Here is a 1,478-nt window from a genome sequence, read left to right as displayed (position 1 = left end):
CGGCGAGCCCCGCACCATCGGCGACATGGCGCGCGCGCTCGCCGCTGGCGATGTTGTAGGCGCGCAGCCCGCCCGGCTCGGGCGGGCCGGCCGCCAGCCGCTCCAGGGCGAGCACGTTGGCGCGGGCGACGTCGCGGACGTGCACGAAGTCGCGGCGCTGCCCGCCGTCCTCGAACACCAGCGGCGCCTCGCCGTTCATCAGCCGCGACCGGAAGATCGCCGCGACGCCCGCGTAGGGGGTGTCGCGCGGCATCCTCGGCCCGTACACGTTGTGGTAGCGCAGCGCCGCGGCCGCGCCGCCGGTCGCGCGCGCCCACGACGCCGCCAGGTGCTCCTGCGCGAGCTTGGTGTCGGCGTAGACGTTGCGGGGGTCGAGCGCGGCGTCCTCGGCGACGGTGCCGGGCGCGAGGGGGCGCCCGCACTCGGGGCAGTCCGGTTCGAACCGTCCGGCGCGCAGCGCCTCCTCCGGGCGCGGCGCCGGACGCACCGGGCCGTGCGTCCCGCAGGTGTAGGCGCCCTCCCCGTAGACGACCATCGAGGAGGCCAGCACCAGCGTGCCGACCCCGGCGCGGGCCATCTCCGCCAGCAGCACCGCGGTGCCGTGCACGTTCACCGACGCGTAGTCCGGCAGGTCCGACACGTCCACGCCGAGGCCGACCTTGGCGGCCTGGTGGCAGACGGCGTCCGCGCCCCGCAGCCGCCGCGCCACCGCGGCCGCGTCGCGGACGTCGGCGGTGCCTCCCGGTCCGCCGGAGGGGGCCAGGCCGTCGGGCCGCAGGTCCAGGCCGCGGACCCGGTGGCCCGCGGCGGTGAGCGCCTCGGCGACGTGCGAACCGATGAAACCGGCCGACCCGGTGAGCAGTACGTCCATGCCGAGGAACGGTAGGCCGCGGCGGCGGCCGGATCCGGCGTGAAGGCGCCGGTCAAGGCACCTTGTTCGAGACTTGTAAGATCTGCGGTTCTCCGCGCCGCCGCCTCGCCGCCTCCGTGACCGCCGAGCGAGGGTCAGGCGGCGATTCAGGCGGCGACGCGGTCGGCGAGTAGGCCGGCGGCCTTGTCCACGTCGGCCTCGGTGGTGGACAGGTGGAACGCGCAGCGCAGCCGCCCGGCCCGCACGGAGGCGATCACGCCGTTGGCGCGCAGCAGGTCGGCGGTGCCGGCGGTGACGGGCACCGACACGATCGCCGAGTCGCCCGGCTCCAGCCCGAGCGCGGTCTGGAAGCGGCGCGCCAGCGCCACGTCGTGGTCGTGGATCGCGGCGACGCCGACCCGCTCGATCAGCTCCAGGGCGGGGGCGTGCCCGGCCCAGCACTGCCAGGCCGGCGACAGGTCCAGGCGGCGCGCGTCGGACGCCAGCCGCAGCGGCGTGCCGTAGATGGAGTCCCAGACGTCGGCGCCGGCGTACCAGCCCGCGCCGACCGGCGGCAGCGCGGCCAGCGCCACCACGGTCCCGGCGAGGAAGGCGGTGCCGCGCGGGC

The 1,478-nt window shown here is 77.3% G+C and carries 1 protein-coding gene and 1 pseudogene; both read right to left on the bottom strand.

The window, feature by feature from the left end; all coding sequences use genetic code 11:
- On the bottom strand, window positions 1-871 hold an 871-nt coding region (locus ABZ914_RS36595), incomplete at its 3' end, for an NAD-dependent epimerase/dehydratase family protein (protein WP_500198920.1).
- Window positions 872-1,017: 146 nt separating this feature from the next.
- Window positions 1,018-1,478 (bottom strand): annotated as a pseudogene (locus ABZ914_RS36590) (aminotransferase class V-fold PLP-dependent enzyme); the annotation flags it as partial.

The organism is Spirillospora sp. NPDC046719, from assembly GCF_040645715.1.
Lineage (GTDB): Bacteria > Actinomycetota > Actinomycetes > Streptosporangiales > Streptosporangiaceae > Spirillospora.
This window is presented reverse-complemented; position numbering and strand designations above follow the sequence as displayed.